13 protein-coding genes and 1 tRNA gene are annotated in these 13,495 nt (G+C 70.7%); 7 read left to right on the top strand and 7 right to left on the bottom strand.

Annotated features, from left to right (window positions below):
• Nucleotides 1-3: 3 nt before the first annotated feature.
• The 5 genes from ACQ860_RS07675 to ACQ860_RS07655 form a co-directional block, all read right to left on the bottom strand.
• A complete protein-coding gene (locus ACQ860_RS07675) occupies nt 4-594 on the bottom strand; it encodes a GAF domain-containing protein (protein WP_431302797.1) in 591 nt (196 codons plus the stop codon).
• Nucleotides 595-719: 125 nt separating this feature from the next.
• Nucleotides 720-1,865, bottom strand: a complete 1,146-nt coding sequence (locus ACQ860_RS07670) for a hypothetical protein (protein ID WP_431302796.1) — start codon at nt 1,863-1,865, stop codon at nt 720-722.
• 105 nt (nt 1,866-1,970) lie between these two features.
• Nucleotides 1,971-3,098: a mandelate racemase/muconate lactonizing enzyme family protein gene (locus tag ACQ860_RS07665; RefSeq protein ID WP_431302795.1), complete on the bottom strand. Its 1,128-nt coding sequence runs from the start codon at nt 3,096-3,098 to the stop codon at nt 1,971-1,973.
• A 347-nt stretch (nt 3,099-3,445) separates the two neighbouring features.
• Nucleotides 3,446-4,870, bottom strand: coding sequence for a type I glutamate--ammonia ligase (glnA, locus tag ACQ860_RS07660; RefSeq protein WP_213616973.1), 1,425 nt, complete (start codon nt 4,868-4,870; stop codon nt 3,446-3,448).
• A 145-nt stretch (nt 4,871-5,015) separates the two neighbouring features.
• On the bottom strand, nt 5,016-5,354 hold the full coding sequence (locus ACQ860_RS07655) for a P-II family nitrogen regulator (RefSeq protein WP_213616975.1): 339 nt from the start codon (nt 5,352-5,354) through the stop codon (nt 5,016-5,018).
• Between the two features lie 295 nt (nt 5,355-5,649).
• Between ACQ860_RS07655 and ACQ860_RS07650 the strand changes: the two genes are divergently transcribed.
• The 3 genes from ACQ860_RS07650 (at nt 5,650) to ACQ860_RS07640 (ending at nt 7,145) form a co-directional block, all read left to right on the top strand.
• Complete coding sequence (locus tag ACQ860_RS07650; protein WP_431302794.1) at nt 5,650-6,840, top strand: aminotransferase; 1,191 nt, start codon at nt 5,650-5,652, stop codon at nt 6,838-6,840.
• Nucleotides 6,837-7,031, top strand: coding sequence for a hypothetical protein (locus ACQ860_RS07645; protein WP_431302793.1), 195 nt, complete (start codon nt 6,837-6,839; stop codon nt 7,029-7,031). Before ACQ860_RS07650 ends, ACQ860_RS07645 begins: the two co-directional genes overlap by 4 nt.
• Before the next feature lie 38 nt (nt 7,032-7,069).
• A tRNA-His gene (locus ACQ860_RS07640) sits at nt 7,070-7,145 on the top strand.
• A gap of 12 nt (nt 7,146-7,157) precedes the next feature.
• Here ACQ860_RS07640 and ACQ860_RS07635 read toward each other — a convergent pair.
• Both ACQ860_RS07635 and ACQ860_RS07630 read right to left on the bottom strand, forming a co-directional pair.
• Nucleotides 7,158-8,063: a glutathione S-transferase family protein gene (locus ACQ860_RS07635; protein WP_431302792.1), complete on the bottom strand. Its 906-nt coding sequence runs from the start codon at nt 8,061-8,063 to the stop codon at nt 7,158-7,160.
• 4 nt (nt 8,064-8,067) lie between these two features.
• Nucleotides 8,068-8,931, bottom strand: a complete 864-nt coding sequence (locus tag ACQ860_RS07630) for an EamA family transporter (protein ID WP_431302791.1) — start codon at nt 8,929-8,931, stop codon at nt 8,068-8,070.
• Nucleotides 8,932-9,009: 78 nt separating this feature from the next.
• Between ACQ860_RS07630 and ACQ860_RS07625 the strand changes: the two genes are divergently transcribed.
• Genes ACQ860_RS07625 through ACQ860_RS07610 form a run of 4 tightly spaced genes read left to right on the top strand, consistent with a single transcriptional unit; the run spans nt 9,010 to nt 13,403 of the window.
• A complete protein-coding gene (locus ACQ860_RS07625) occupies nt 9,010-9,510 on the top strand; it encodes a MarR family winged helix-turn-helix transcriptional regulator (protein ID WP_431302790.1) in 501 nt (166 codons plus the stop codon).
• Nucleotides 9,511-9,549: 39 nt separating this feature from the next.
• Nucleotides 9,550-10,521, top strand: coding sequence for a Bug family tripartite tricarboxylate transporter substrate binding protein (locus tag ACQ860_RS07620; RefSeq protein ID WP_431302789.1), 972 nt, complete (start codon nt 9,550-9,552; stop codon nt 10,519-10,521).
• Nucleotides 10,522-10,575: 54 nt separating this feature from the next.
• Nucleotides 10,576-12,786: a sensor histidine kinase gene (locus ACQ860_RS07615; RefSeq protein WP_431302788.1), complete on the top strand. Its 2,211-nt coding sequence runs from the start codon at nt 10,576-10,578 to the stop codon at nt 12,784-12,786.
• The gene (locus ACQ860_RS07610) at nt 12,783-13,403 is read left to right on the top strand and encodes a response regulator transcription factor (protein ID WP_431302787.1); all 621 of its coding nucleotides are present in this window, start codon (nt 12,783-12,785) and stop codon (nt 13,401-13,403) included. Before ACQ860_RS07615 ends, ACQ860_RS07610 begins: the two co-directional genes overlap by 4 nt.
• The last annotated feature ends 92 nt before the right edge of the window (nt 13,404-13,495 follow it).

The following is a 13,495-nucleotide window of genomic DNA, read 5'->3' as shown; positions in this document are numbered from 1 at the left end:
GCGTTACGTCCCCACGCTGCGGCGGGGCAGGTTCGTCAGATCCTGCGCCGCCATCCAGGCCGGCCCGTCATGGGCGACCCACAGGCTCGCGGCCAGGGCCGCGAAGCCGCGATGGGCGATGAGGTCGGCCTCGCCGAAGCTGTTGCGCGCGGCATTGGCGCAGATCAGCACGCCGAGATATTCGCCCTGCCAGAGGATGGGCGCGAACATCGAGGAACCCGCGCGGAAGCTCTGCAGGATCTTCACGAAGCTCGCATGCAGCGCGGTGTCGCGCAGCAGCATGGGCTGGCGCGTCTTCGCCACCTCGCCCGGATGGCCGAGCTTGATGTCCACCAGCTCGTGATACTGCTCGGGCGCGAAATTCACCGGCGCCGTGATCATGTGGTGCTGCCTGTCGGCCGTGACCATGAAGGCGACGGCCGCGGCGCCGATCGCGGGCGGCGGGGATTCGCGAAAGGCGTTGGGGCGAAGCGCGGCCGAGGGGTCGCCCAGCAGCGCGGGAATGGCGCGCGTGATGGCATAGAGCGCCTCCTCCGGCCCATGCGCCGCGGCGCCCTCGGCTGCGATCCGCGCGAAGCCTGCCATCTGTTCCATGCGTACCCTGGTCCTTTTTCCGTCCGATGCGCGACCTGCCCCGAATTCGGCGGTCCGCGTCGCGGCAGGATGGCATCAGCGCCCGAAAGACCCAAGCGGGCGACCGGAGCGCCGCGTGGCGCCACTCAGCGGGCCCAGGAAACGCCCCAGAGTTCCTCGATGAAGGCGACCTTGTCGAGCGCCGCCCCCTCCACCTTGCGGCGGGTCAGATAGGCGGTCGCGCCGGTCATCTCATGCGCGGTCGCGGCCACGGGCTCCGGCTTCAGGCGGCGCAGGGCGAGGCCGTGGCTGTCCAGCAGGTCGGTCACGTCGCCGAACAGCTTCTGCTTGCGATAGAGCGGGTAGATGTTCACCCGCACCTCGACGGCGAGCACACGGTCGAGGATGTCGCCGCAGCCGCGCAGGACGTCATATTCCGCGCCGGCGGCGCCGATCCGGAGCAGGTCGGGCGGCGGAAGCTGCTGCTGGCGGCTCAGCGTGTCATAGCGCGCCAGCGGGAGCTTCGCCTCGCCGGTCACTTCGAAGCCGGCGGCGTTGGCGAAGGGCTTCAGGCGGCGCAGATCGGGATCGAAGAGGGAGCTCTTCGACGGATCGCGGGTGATGTTGAACCGGGCCGCGCCATTGCGGTTGGACAGGGTGGTGGTGAGCAGCACATGGCGGCCCGGCTCCGGCACGGCGGCCAGCGCGGCCTGTCCCGCCTCCTCCTCGGCATGGCACAGGATCAGACGCAGGCCGTCCTGATGCGGCGCCCAGGCCGGGTCCGAGGCGAGCCCGGTCTGCAGCACGACCAGCCCGTCCGCGGGGGAGGGAAGCCAGCGCCGCTCCAGCGCCTCGATGCGGAGATCGTGGAGGGCGAATTGCGGCTGGCCGGAGCCAGCGTAGCGCGTCCCCGGCTTGCCGAGGCCGAGTTGCAGGGACGGGCTGAAGTTGCGGAAGCGCAGGTCGAGGTTCAGCGCCCCGCCCGCGTCCCTCTCGCACGCGGCTTCCAGCAACTCGGGCCCGGGAGGGGCATGCAGCGTGCCATCCCGCCCGACGCGGGCGATCAGCTTGCCCCCGTCATGCGCGAGGCAGAAATCCGCCGCGGCGCCCTCGAGGGGCTGCAGGCGCACCCGCAGCCGCAGCAGCGCGCGCTGCAGTTCGGGATGCTGGAAAACGACGAACTGATGGCCCGCGCCCGCGCCCTCGGCCAGCAGGAGGGCGCCATGTTCCGCCGCTGTCAGGCTCGCCTTCTGACGCTGGACGATGGAACGCGGCTCCAGGGAGATCAGCATCTGCTTGGCCTTGCCTTTCCGCTTGCGGGCATGACGCCGCGGTCCGCAAACCGGGCGGTGGAATGCTATGCCCAAGCTGTCCGGTGATCGCAACCTGGACGAGTGTTAAGCCCTGGATAAAATCGCATGGGTTGCAAGTTTCCCACGGTCCGGATCCACGCCGATGCCGGCGCCCCTGGGGAGGCGGGCGGATCCGCGCTCGAAGGGCAGGCCCGTCTCGGTGATGTCGGCTGCGATCATGCCGTGGGTCAGGCTGAGGCCCCACTCCATCTCGGGCGCCAGCACGGACAGGTGCAGCGCGGCCGCGTTGCCGATCGCGGTCTCGGCGATCTTGCAGGCGAGCGTGGTCCGCATCCCCGCCTCGCGCGCCAGCGCATCGGCGGCGAGGGTGGGCAGCAGGCCGCCAAGCTTGATGGATTTCAGCCCGAAGCCCGCGGCGATGCCGCGATAGGCGGGGATGTCGGAGAGGTGATGCAGCCCCTCGTCAATGCAGATCGGGCAGGTGGTCCGGGCGGCGAGCTGCGTGAGGCCGGGCTTGTCGTCATCGGGCAGGGGCTGTTCGAGGTAGTCGAGCGTGCCCTCGGGCAGTTCCGCGAGGAATTCGCGGGCGGCCGACAGCGTCCAGGCCATGTTGGCATCGCCGGAGAGATGGGCCTGCGGCCCGAGGGCGGCGCGCAGGCGGCGGATCATGGCCGCATCGGCGCGGGGTTCGGGGCGCAGGCCGAGCTTCACCTTGATGTGGCGAAAGCCCTGGGCCTGGGCGGCCAGCGCCGCTTCCAGCACGGCATCATCCGTGGCGCCGCCGATCATGGCGATGCAGGGGGCCGTGTCACGCTTGCGTTGGCCGAGGAAGTCGCAGAGGGGCAGGCCGGCGCGGCGGGCGGCGAGGTCGAGCAGGGCGGCCTCGGTCGCGCATTTCGCGCCGGTGTTGGAGCGGATGGCGCGGTCGAGCCGGTGGGCGATCTCGGCGGGTGCGGCGAAGGGGGCGGAGAGAAGGGCGGGGCCGAGGTAGCGGCGCGCGACCTCGGCCATGCCGGCCAGCACCTCGCCCGTCATGGTGGGGGCGGCGGAGGCCTCGCCCCAGCCGGAGCGGCCTTCATCGTCCTGCGCCTCGATGATCAGGGTCTCGGCATGGGTGATGGTCTCGCTGGCCAGGCGGAGCGGGTGGTGCAGCGGGATGCGCAGCGGCCAGACATGGAGGGCGGCGAGCGAGAGGGGCCAGGGCGCGGTCATGGCGCGAGCCTAGCGGCGAATGCGCGGCGGCCCAATGGCGGGTCGGAAAGCCGGCTGTCACGGCATGGCTGGCGACGGGTTCGAAGGGTCCGGCCGCGGATGCGGCCGGCGCGCCCGGAGGAACCTTTTGGCCCCGCGTCACTTTCGCGGCGCGAAGCCAAGCGCGCTGAGCGCGCGCCCGGCGTCTGGGGTCCAGAAACGCAAAACCCGCCGCCATGTCTGGCGACGGGTTCGAAGGATCCGGCCGCGAATGCGGCCGGCGCGCCCAGGTGAACCGTTTGGCCTAGCGCCACCGACGCGGCGCGAAGCCAAGCGCGCGGAGCGCGCGCCCGGCGCCTGAGGGCGAATTAAACGCTGTAATACATCTCGAACTCGACCGGGTGCGGCGTGTGCTCGAAGCGATACACCTCACCCCACTTCAGCTCGATGTAGCTCTCGATCTGGTCCTTCGAGAACACGTCGCCGGCCAGCAGGAAGTCGTGGTCGGCGGCGAGCGCGCCCAGCGCCTCGCGGAGCGAGCCGCACACCGTCGGGATATCCTTCAGCTCTTCCGGCGGCAGGTCGTACAGATCCTTGTCCATCGGGTCGCCCGGGTGGATCTTGTTCTTGATGCCGTCCAGGCCCGCCATCATCATCGCGGCGAAGGCCAGGTAGGGGTTCGCACCCGGATCCGGGAAGCGGACCTCGACGCGCTTGGCCTTCGGGCTCGTCGCGTAGGGGATGCGGCAGGAGGCGGAGCGGTTGCGGGCCGAATAGGCCAGCAGCACGGGGGCCTCGAAGCCCGGGATCAGGCGCTTGTAGCTGTTGGTCAGCGGGTTGGTGAAGGCGTTCAGCGCCTTGGCGTGCTTGATGATGCCGCCGATGTAGTAGAGCGCCGTCTCGGACAGGTCGGCATAGCCATTGCCCGCGAAGACCGGCTTGCCGTCCTTCCAGATGGACTGGTGGACGTGCATGCCCGAGCCGTTGTCGCCATAGATCGGCTTCGGCATGAAGGTGGCCGACTTGCCGTAGCTGTGGGCGACGTTGTGGATCACATACTTGTAGATCTGCATGTGGTCGGCCTGCGTCACCAGCGTGCCGAACTTGGTGCCCAGCTCATGCTGCGACTGCGCCACCTCGTGGTGGTGCTTCTCGCCGGCGACGCCCATCTCGATCATGGTCGAGAGCATCTCGGCGCGGAGGTCGACTTCGCTGTCCACCGGGTTCACCGGGAAGTAGCCGCCCTTGACGCCCGGGCGATGGCCCATGTTGCCCTCGGGGAAGTCCTTCATCGAGGCGCCGGGGCCTTCGATGCTGTCGAGCGAGAAGTGGCCGAAATTGCCACCCGTGCCGAACTTCACGTTGTCGAACACGAAGAACTCGGCCTCGGGGCCGAAGAAGGCGGTGTCGCCGATGCCCGTGCTCTTCAGATACTCCTCGGCCTTCTTGGCGGTCGAGCGCGGGTCGCGGTTGTAGCGCTGGCCGGTCGAGGGCTCATAGATGTCGCAGAAGAGGATCAGCTGCGGCTTGGCCGAGAAGGGGTCCATGCAGGCCGAGGCCGCGTCCGGCATCAGGATCATGTCGGACTCGTTGATCGCCTTCCAGCCGGCGATCGAGGAGCCGTCGAACATGATCCCTTCCTCGAAGGTTTCCTCTTCGACGGTGGAGACGTGCTGAGCGGTGTGCTGCCACTTGCCGCGCGGGTCGGTGAAGCGGAAGTCCACGTACTCCACGCTGTTCTCCTTGATCATTTCCATGACCTTGGAGACTGCCTCGGGGGAATTCATCGCCATGTCGTCTCTGTCCTGTTGCCTGCGTCCCTAGGGAATTTTCCCCGCGGGCGTCTCCCGCAGGGCGCCGCATCGCCGGCCAGGGACGCCCCCAGAGCCGGTGTGCGGCGAAACCATCCCGCCCCCTTCGGATGGGGACGGTGAAACCTCAGACCGCGTCCTCGCCCCGTTCGCCGGTGCGGATGCGGATCACTTCCGCGATGTCGGACACGAAGATCTTGCCGTCGCCGATGCGCCCCGTGCGCGCCGCGGCCTGGATGGCCTCCACCGCGCGCTCCAGCATGTCATCGGCGCAGACCACCTCGATCTTCACCTTGGGCAGGAAGTCCACGACATATTCGGCGCCGCGATAGAGCTCCGTATGGCCCTTCTGCCGGCCGAAGCCCTTCGCCTCGAGCACGGTCAGGCCCTGGAGGCCGATCTCGTGCAGGGCGTCCTTCACCTCGTCGAGCTTGAAGGGCTTGATGATGGCCTCGATCTTTTTCATCGCATCCAACATGTCTGTGTCTGGGCGTAACGGGGGCCCATGACGTTTCCCGTTCAGCTCCGGGCGGTCATCCTTGCCGCCGCCCGTGAAGCCGACTGCCTTTTGCACGCGGCGGCCAGAGGGCGCAATCGTGCCCTCGGGGGGTTCGAGCCGGGGCCGACCCCGGCGCAGCCCGAATTGGAGGCAGGCTGCCGCCGATCAAGGCAGTCACCCTCGCCGATCCTTGCGTGGCCCCGGGGGTGGGGCCATGCTAAAGCGCGAGACCTTTTTCCCTCCGCATCCAGGGTTGCCGCCGATGAAGCCGATGAATGAGCTGCTCTCCGCCACGGGCACGACGATCTTCACCGTCATGTCGGCGCTGGCCGTGCAGCATGGCGCGATCAACCTGGGCCAGGGCTTCCCGGATTACGACGGCCCGCCCGACGTGCTGAAGGCCGCCGCCGATGCGCTGATGGATGGTCGCAACCAGTATCCGCCGATGACCGGCGTGCCGGAGCTGCGCCAGGCCGTCGCCGCCGCCAACAAGCGCTTCTACGGCATCGAGGTGGACCCCAATGCCGAAATCGTCGTCACCTCGGGCGCCACGGAGGCCATCACCGCGAGCCTGATGGCCGTGCTGAACCCGGGCGACGAGGTCGTGCTGATCGAGCCGCTCTATGACACCTATGTGCCGACGGTGAAGCTGCTCGGCGCCATCCCGCGCATCGTCCGCCTCAGCCCGCCCAAGTGGGAGCTGCCGCGCGCCGAACTCGCCGCCGCCTTCGGGCCCAAGACCAAGGCCATCCTGTTCAACACGCCGATGAACCCGACCGGCAAGGTCTTCACCGCCGCCGAACTCGCCTTCATCGCCGATCTCGTGACGCGGCATGATTGCTACGCCATCTGCGACGAGGTCTATGAGCACCTGACCTATGATGGCTGGAAGCACATCCCGCTGATGACGCTGCCGGGCATGCGCGAGCGGTCCTTGCGCATCGGCAGCGCGGGCAAGACCTTCAACCTGACCGGCTGGAAGGTGGGCTACGTGACCTGTGACCGGGCGCTGCAGCCCAATGTCGCGAAGGCGCACCAGAACCTCACCTTCACCACGCCGCCCAACCTGCAGCGCGCGGTGGCGGTGGGCCTCGCCAAGGACGATGCCTATTTCGCCTCGCTGGGCAGCGAACTGGCGGCGCGGCGGGACATCCTGGCAGCAGGCCTCGCGGAGCTGGGCTTCCATGTGCTGCCGGCCATGGGCAGCTATTTCGTGACGGCCGACATCCGTTCCATCGGCTTCACCGGCGATGACGTGGCGTTCTGCCGCACGCTGACCGAGGAGGCGAAGGTGACGGCGATCCCGGTCACCGCCTTCTATGCAGGCGAGAATCCGCCCAACCACTATGCCCGCTTTGCCTTCTGCAAGAATGAACGCGTGCTGCGCGAGGCGCTGGCCCGCATCCGCAGCTGGATGGAAGCCCGTCAGGGCGCGCAGCGCGTCGCCGGATGACCGCCATCGCCCCCGAGCCGCGCGGCCACGGCCAGGCGATGGAGGGCGGGCGCAACTCCGGCCCGCGGCTTCCCGCCCGGGAGGATGCGCTGCCGGGCGGCCTGGTCGGGATCGCGCCCGGGGTGGGGCGCTTGGCCAGGGCGCAGGTCCGGCTGACGGCGCGGGGCCGGGCTGTTCTGGGCGCGGGTTGACGCAAACGCCCTGCCGGGCCTATCCAGCGCGCCGTGCGGCGGTCGTAGCTCAGATGGTAGAGCGCCAGGTTGTGGTCTTGGATGTCGCGGGTTCGAGTCCCGTCGATCGCCCCATTCTCCCCGAAATCAGGTCAGCCGATCGCGCCCATGTGGCGCGAGGAGGTCCAGTTCCGGCCCCACCGGCAGGATGCCGGAAGGGTTCAGCTGCCTGTGGCTGAGATAGTCATGGCGGCGGATGTGGTCGAAAGCCACCGTCGCCGCGATCCCCGGCCATTGATAGAGCTCGCGCAGCCAGGCTGAGAGATTCGGGTGGTCCAGGATGCGGCGGCGGTCGCAGCGGAAATGCCCGACATGGACGGCATCGAAGCGGATCAGCGTGGTGAAGAGCCGCCAATCGGCCTCCGTCAGCACTGCGCCCAGTAGGTAGCGTGAGCGGGCGAGGCGCGCCTCGAGTTCGGCCAGCATGTCGAAGAGGGGGCCGATGGCGGCGTCATGGGCGGCCTGGCTGCGGGCGAAACCCGCCTGGTACACGCCGTTGTTGATGGCGCCGATTCCGTCGAAGGCGGAATTCAGCATGCGGATGATCTCGGCGGATTCGTTGCTCACGATCCGCTGCCGCGCCTTGTCCCAGAGCACGGGCACGGTGACGCGGCCGCTGTAGCCGGGCTCCGCCGCGGTGTAGATCTCATGCAGGCGGGCGGCGCCGAGGATGGGGGCGGGCACCACGCCCGGGGCTGGCGCGAAGCTCCAGCCCTGTTCGCCCATCAGCCAATGGGTGACGGAGAGGGAGATCATCTCCGTGAGCCCCTTCAGCGCGCGGAAGATCAGCGCGCGATGCGCCCAGGGGCAAGCCAGGGAGACGATGAGGTGATAGCGCCCGGCCTCGGCCCGGAAGCCGCCCTCGCCGCTGGGGCCCGGCGCGCCGTCGGGCGTGATCCAGTTCCGGAACTGCGAGTCGCGGCGGATGAAGACGCCGGCGGGCGGCGGAGCCGTGTCGTCCTGGGTCCAGCTGCCGTTCACCAGGAAGCCCATGGGGTTACGCCCTGGCCGGGGCGGGTGGCTGGAGGAACTGGCTGGCCACGATGCTGCCGATCACCACCGCCATGCCCAGCATCTGCGCCGGCGTGAGCGTCTGGCCCAGCACCATCCAGCCCAGCAGCACGGCGGAGACCGGGCTGAGCAGGCCGAGGGGGGCCACCACGCCGGGCCCGAGCCGCCCGATGCCGCGGAACCAGAGGATATAGGTGCCCGCCGCGCCGACCAGGCCAAGCCAGGCGAGGCCGAGGGCGGCGCGGGCGTCGAGCGCGGGCAGTTCCGGGTTCCACCAGAGCAGCAGCGGCAGCAGGACGATCCCGCCCGCGGTGAGCTGCCAGGCGGTGAAGGTGAGCGGCGAGACAGGCGGCTGCCACTTGCGCGTCAGCACCGTCCCGGCCGCCATCCCCACCGCGCCGGAGAGGCCGGCCGCGATGCCCCACAGGTCGAGCGCCGCACCCGGCGCCAGCACGAGCAGCGCGACACCCCCCATGCCGGCGAGCGCGGCCAGCACGGCGGCGGGGCGGATCGCGCTGCCCAGCACGGGGGCGGCCAGCAGCAGGACGAAGAGCGGCTGGATGGCGCCGACGGTGGCCGCGACACCGCCCGGCAGGCGATGCGCCGAGATGAAGAGCATCACCCAGAAGAAGGAGAAGTTCAGGATGCCGAGCACGAGCGCGCGCGCCCACCAGACGCCCCAGGGCCATTGCCGGACGAGCAGCAGCAGCAACAGCCCCGCCGGCAGGGCGCGCAGCAGGGAGAGGGCCAGCGAATCCCAGGCGCCCAGGAGCTCGGTCGTGACCAGGTAGGTGCTGCCCCAGATGGCGGGGGCGAGGGCGGTGAGGGCGAGGTCTGCACTGCGGGGCATGGGGTGGGTCCGATTATCTTGACGTCAAGATAAGAGAAACTGTCTTGAGTTCAAGATATCCCGGCGGCACAAGGCGGCATGGATCATCTCGACCTCGTCCTCGCCCAATGGAGGCGTGAGCGCCCGGATCTCGATGTCGGCCCGATGGGGTTGATCGGCCGCGTGCTGCGCCTCTCCCGTCACCTGATGCGCGAGATGGAGGCGACGCTCTCCGCCCATGGGCTGAACTTCGCGAGCTTCGACGTGCTGGCCACGCTGCGCCGGGCGGGCCCGCCCTTCGCGCTTTCGCCTCAGGCGCTGCTGGGCACGATGATGATCACCTCGGGCACCATGACGCATCGGGTGGACCAGCTGGAGAAGGCGGGGCTGGTGCGCCGCCGGCCCAATCCGGAGGATGGGCGCAGCGTGCTGATCACGCTGACGCCCCAGGGCCGCGCGCTGGTGGATGGGGTGCTGGCCCCGCATGTGGCGACCCAGGCGCGCCTGGTGGCGGGGCTGGATGCGGGACGGCGCGCGGCGTTGGCCCCGCTTCTCTCGGCCTGGCTGGCCGCGCTGGAGCCGCTTTCCCAAGACGGGTGAAACCCACTAAACCCGGGACCAAGAACCCTGGAGGAACCCATGTCCCTGCGCCGCATCCTGCTGGCCGGCCTCGCCGCCTTCGCCCTCGCCTCGCCCGCCGCCGCCCAGGCGCCGTGGCAGCCCGACCGGCCGATCCGCCTCGTCGTGCCCTTCGCCGCCGGCGGCGCCACCGATGTGGGCGCGCGCGTGCTGGCCGAGGCGATGTCGGCCCACCTGCCGCAGCCCATCGTCGTCGAAAACCGGGTCGGCGGGGCGGGCATCGTCGCCTCCGAGGTGGTGGCCCGCGCGGCCCCCGATGGCCACACGCTGCTGATCAACAACACCTCGCACTCCGTGCTGCGCCTCGTCGTGCCCAATGCGCCGATCGACGTCACGACCGCGCTCTCGGCCGTCTCCATCCTCTCCGAGATGCCGATGGTCATGCTGGTGGCCAACAACCACCCGGCGCGCGACGTGCGCGGGTTCATCTCCATGGCGCGCGCCGCGCCGGGCCGCTTCGACTATGGCAGCACGGGCGGCGGCGGCACCTTGCAGATGGCGGCCCTCCTCTTCCTCAACGCGGCCGGGCTGCAGCTGAACGAGATCCCCTATCGCGGCGGCGCGCCGGCGACGCTCGACCTCGCGGCCGGGCGCATCGCCATGGTCTTCGACGTGGCGCTGACCGGCGTGCAGACGGCGCGTGGCGGCCAGGCGCGCGCCTTCGCCGTCACCAGCGCCGGCCGCAGCCCGGCCCTGCCCGATGTGCCGAGCCTGCGCGAGGTGGGCCTGGATGCCGAGATGAATGTCTGGCAGGCGATCTTCACGGCGAGCGCCACCCCCGCCCCGGTGAAGGCCGCGCTGCAGCGCGCCATCGCCGCCGCCATGGGCACCGAGGCGATGGCCCGCCGCATGGCCGAACTGGGCGCCGACCGCATCGTCGCGAACACGCCGGAGGAGGCGCAGCGCTACGTCTCGGCCGAGGTGGCGCGGTGGGAGGCGCTGCTGCGCGACCGCATCACGCCGGCGCGCTGAGCATGGCGTGATCGCTTGGCCGGCGCCCGCCGGCTCTGGCATGCTCGGCCGGTCATGAGCACCCCGAGACCGGCCCTGAGCCTGCGCCGCCACCTGCTGCGCCTGGCCATGCTCATGTTGCTGCCCACCCTGCTGCTGGTGGGCTGGCTGACGATGGAGCTGGCGGCCCGCCTGAAGTCGGACACCGAGGCGCTGCTGGCCAGCGGTGCGCGGTCCCGCGCGCTGGCCGTGGAGCGCGAGCTGGAGGCGGCGGTGCTGCTGCTGCAGTCGCTCGCCACCTCGCCCCATCTGGATGGCGGCGAGGCGGGGCTGGCCGCCTTCCATGCCCAGGCGCGCGAGGTGACGGCGCCGCTCGGCAGCTTCGCGATCTTCGCCCGGCGGGAGGAGCCGCGCCGCCAGCTGGTGAACAGCCGCCTGCCCCTCGGCACCGCGCTGCCCGCCATGCTCGAGGATGGCGCCGCCGCGCGCGCGATGCGGACCGGCCAGCCCGCCTTCCGCGAGCCCATGGTGCTGCCCCGGATCGAGCAGAACCTGGCCAGCGTCGCGGTCCCCGTGCGCCGCGACGGGCAGGTGGTGGGCGCGCTGTCCATGCCCATCCTGCCCGCGCGCCTCGCGGCGCTGCTGCGCCAGCCGGTCGGCCAGCTCGGCTCGGCCGGCTTCCTCATCGCGCCACCGGCCGGCCTGGTGGCGAGCCTGGTCTTCGCCGATGGCGCCTCCGAGCCCTGGACCATCCCGCCCGGCTTCATGGCGAGCCTGGGCTCCGCCGCGCGTGGCGTGATCCGCGCGCCGGGTCCGGGGGGCGAGCCCATGCTGATGGCCTTCGAGCGCGTGCCGCTGAACGGCTGGATCGTCATCCTCGCCGCCACCGAGGCGGAGGAGCGCGCGGCCTGGCTGCAACCCGCGCTGAACGCGGCGGCGCTGGCGCTCGGCGTCGTGCTGCTGGTGGCGCTGCTGACCATCCGCTTCATCCGCCGCCTGATCCGCCCCCTCTCGGGCCTGAACAGCGACCGCGCGCCCAAGGGCGGCCTGCGCGTGGCGGAGTTCGAGGCGCTGGCCGTGGCCGTGGCCGAGGCGCGGCGCGCGCCGCTGCGCGAGGCCGAGGCCTCGCGCGAGCTGGTGGCGCAGACCATCGCGCTGGCGCGCGAGGTGGAGGATGACCGGCAGCTGCTGCGCTCGGTCATGGAATCCGTTCCCGACGAGATCTTCGTGAAGGATGCGCGGCTGCGCTACGTCATGGTGAACCGCGAGGTGGCGCGCGTGATGGGCCGGCCCGAGGGCTATGTCCTCAACCGCAGCGACGAGGACCTGCTGGACCCCGAGCTGGCCGCGCGCCTCACCGCGATCGACCGCGAGGTGATGCGCAACGGCGTGATCCACGAATACGAGAGCAGCATGTCCATGCCCGGGCACCCGGGCGAGGAGCGCATCTATTTCGTGGTGAAGGCGCCCTGGCGCGATTCCACCGGGCAGGTGGTGGGCCTGGTGGGCGTGGCGCGCGACGTGACCCGCCGCCGCGCGACCGAGCAGCGGCTGCGCCAGGCGGAGGATGCGATGCGCCGCATCGCCCGCGCCGACACGCTTTCGGCCATGAGCATGGGTGTGGCGCATGAGCTGAACCAGCCGTTGACGGCGGCCGGCAATTTCCTCCGCGCGGGCATGCGCATGCTGCAGGGCGAGCAGCCGGACCAGCGCCGCCTCGCCGCCGCGCGGGAGGCGATGCGCGAGGCGGCGAACCAGGCGCTGCGCGCGGGCGAGATCCTGCGCCGCCTGCGCGACTTCATCGGCCGCGGCGAGACGGAGCAGCAGCTCGTCTCGCTGGGGCCGCTGGTCGCCGATGGCGCGGCGCTGGTCCGCGCCGCGCATGGCGCGGATGCGCCGCAGATCGCGCTCGACCTCTCGGTCTCGGGCTGCGTCGTGATGGCCGACCAGGTCCAGCTCCAGCAGGTCTTCGTCAATCTGCTGCGCAACGCGATCGAGGCAACCGAGGGGCTGGCCGAACGTGGTATCGCCGTCAGCCTGCAAAGGGAGGGGGGGCGTGCCGTGCTGAGCTTCCGCGATGCGGGCCCCGGCCTGCCGGCGGAGGTGCGCGAGCGCCTGTTCCAGCCCTTCGTCAGCACGAAGGAGAACGGCATGGGCATCGGCCTTTCCATCTGCCGCGCCATCATCGAGGCGCATGGCGGACGAATCTCGGCGCCGGCGGGCGAGGGGCGCGGCACGGTGATCCGCATCGAGCTGCCGCTCAGCCAGGCGGCGCTGGCGGCATGAGCGGCGGGCTGGTCCATGTGGTGGACGATGACGAGGCGGTGCGCCGCTCGCTCGCCATGCTGCTCGATTCCATGAGCATCCGCGCCACCACCTACCCGAGTGCCGAGGCGCTGCTCGCCGTGGCGGCGGAGGGGCTGGAGGCGGGCTGCATCCTGCTGGATGTCCGGATGGAGGGGATGGACGGGCTTTCCCTCATCGAGGCGCTGCGCCGGCAGGGCGTCATGCTGCCCGTCGTGATCGTGACCGGCCATGCCGACGTGCCGCTCGCGGTCCGTGCGATGCGGGCGGGGGCGATGGATTTCGTCGAGAAGCCCTACTCGGAGGAGCGCATCCTGGAGGCGGTGGGCAGCGCGCTGACCGCGCTGCGCACCGCGGACCAGCGGCGCGCGCTGGAAATCCAGGCCGAGGCGCAGGTGGCGGCCCTCTCGCCGCGCGAGACCGAGGTGCTGGCCGGGCTCGTCGCCGGCAAGCCCAACAAGGTGATCGGCTATGAGCTCGGCATCAGCCCGCGCACGGTGGAGGTGCACCGGGCGAATCTGATGGAGAAGCTCGGCGTGCGGAGCCTGCCGGAGGCGGTGCGGATCGGCCTGGCGGCGGGGATTTCGCCGGAACGATAGAGCATGATGCGTTGAGGCGGCATCGCCGAGACGCTGAATCATCCTCTCAGCAAAGGCCGGACCGCGCGAAGTGAACGCTTGTGAACGCAGCG

The sequence above is a fragment of the Sediminicoccus sp. BL-A-41-H5 genome (assembly GCF_050632405.1).
Taxonomy (GTDB): domain Bacteria; phylum Pseudomonadota; class Alphaproteobacteria; order Acetobacterales; family Acetobacteraceae; genus Roseococcus.
Note: the sequence above shows the minus strand (reverse complement) of the source record. Positions and strands in the feature narration are given on the sequence as shown.

Coding starts and splice junctions, on each gene's coding strand:
- ACQ860_RS07675 (WP_431302797.1), bottom strand. CDS start 594: ATGGAACAGATGGCAGGCTTCGCGCGGATCGCAGCCGAGGGCGCCGCG.
- ACQ860_RS07670 (WP_431302796.1), bottom strand. CDS start 1,865: ATGCTGATCTCCCTGGAGCCGCGTTCCATCGTCCAGCGTCAGAAGGCG.
- ACQ860_RS07665 (WP_431302795.1), bottom strand. CDS start 3,098: ATGACCGCGCCCTGGCCCCTCTCGCTCGCCGCCCTCCATGTCTGGCCG.
- glnA (WP_213616973.1), bottom strand. CDS start 4,870: ATGGCGATGAATTCCCCCGAGGCAGTCTCCAAGGTCATGGAAATGATC.
- ACQ860_RS07655 (WP_213616975.1), bottom strand. CDS start 5,354: ATGAAAAAGATCGAGGCCATCATCAAGCCCTTCAAGCTCGACGAGGTG.
- ACQ860_RS07650 (WP_431302794.1), top strand. CDS start 5,650: ATGAAGCCGATGAATGAGCTGCTCTCCGCCACGGGCACGACGATCTTC.
- ACQ860_RS07645 (WP_431302793.1), top strand. CDS start 6,837: ATGACCGCCATCGCCCCCGAGCCGCGCGGCCACGGCCAGGCGATGGAG.
- ACQ860_RS07635 (WP_431302792.1), bottom strand. CDS start 8,063: ATGGGCTTCCTGGTGAACGGCAGCTGGACCCAGGACGACACGGCTCCG.
- ACQ860_RS07630 (WP_431302791.1), bottom strand. CDS start 8,931: ATGCCCCGCAGTGCAGACCTCGCCCTCACCGCCCTCGCCCCCGCCATC.
- ACQ860_RS07625 (WP_431302790.1), top strand. CDS start 9,010: ATGGATCATCTCGACCTCGTCCTCGCCCAATGGAGGCGTGAGCGCCCG.
- ACQ860_RS07620 (WP_431302789.1), top strand. CDS start 9,550: ATGTCCCTGCGCCGCATCCTGCTGGCCGGCCTCGCCGCCTTCGCCCTC.
- ACQ860_RS07615 (WP_431302788.1), top strand. CDS start 10,576: ATGAGCACCCCGAGACCGGCCCTGAGCCTGCGCCGCCACCTGCTGCGC.
- ACQ860_RS07610 (WP_431302787.1), top strand. CDS start 12,783: ATGAGCGGCGGGCTGGTCCATGTGGTGGACGATGACGAGGCGGTGCGC.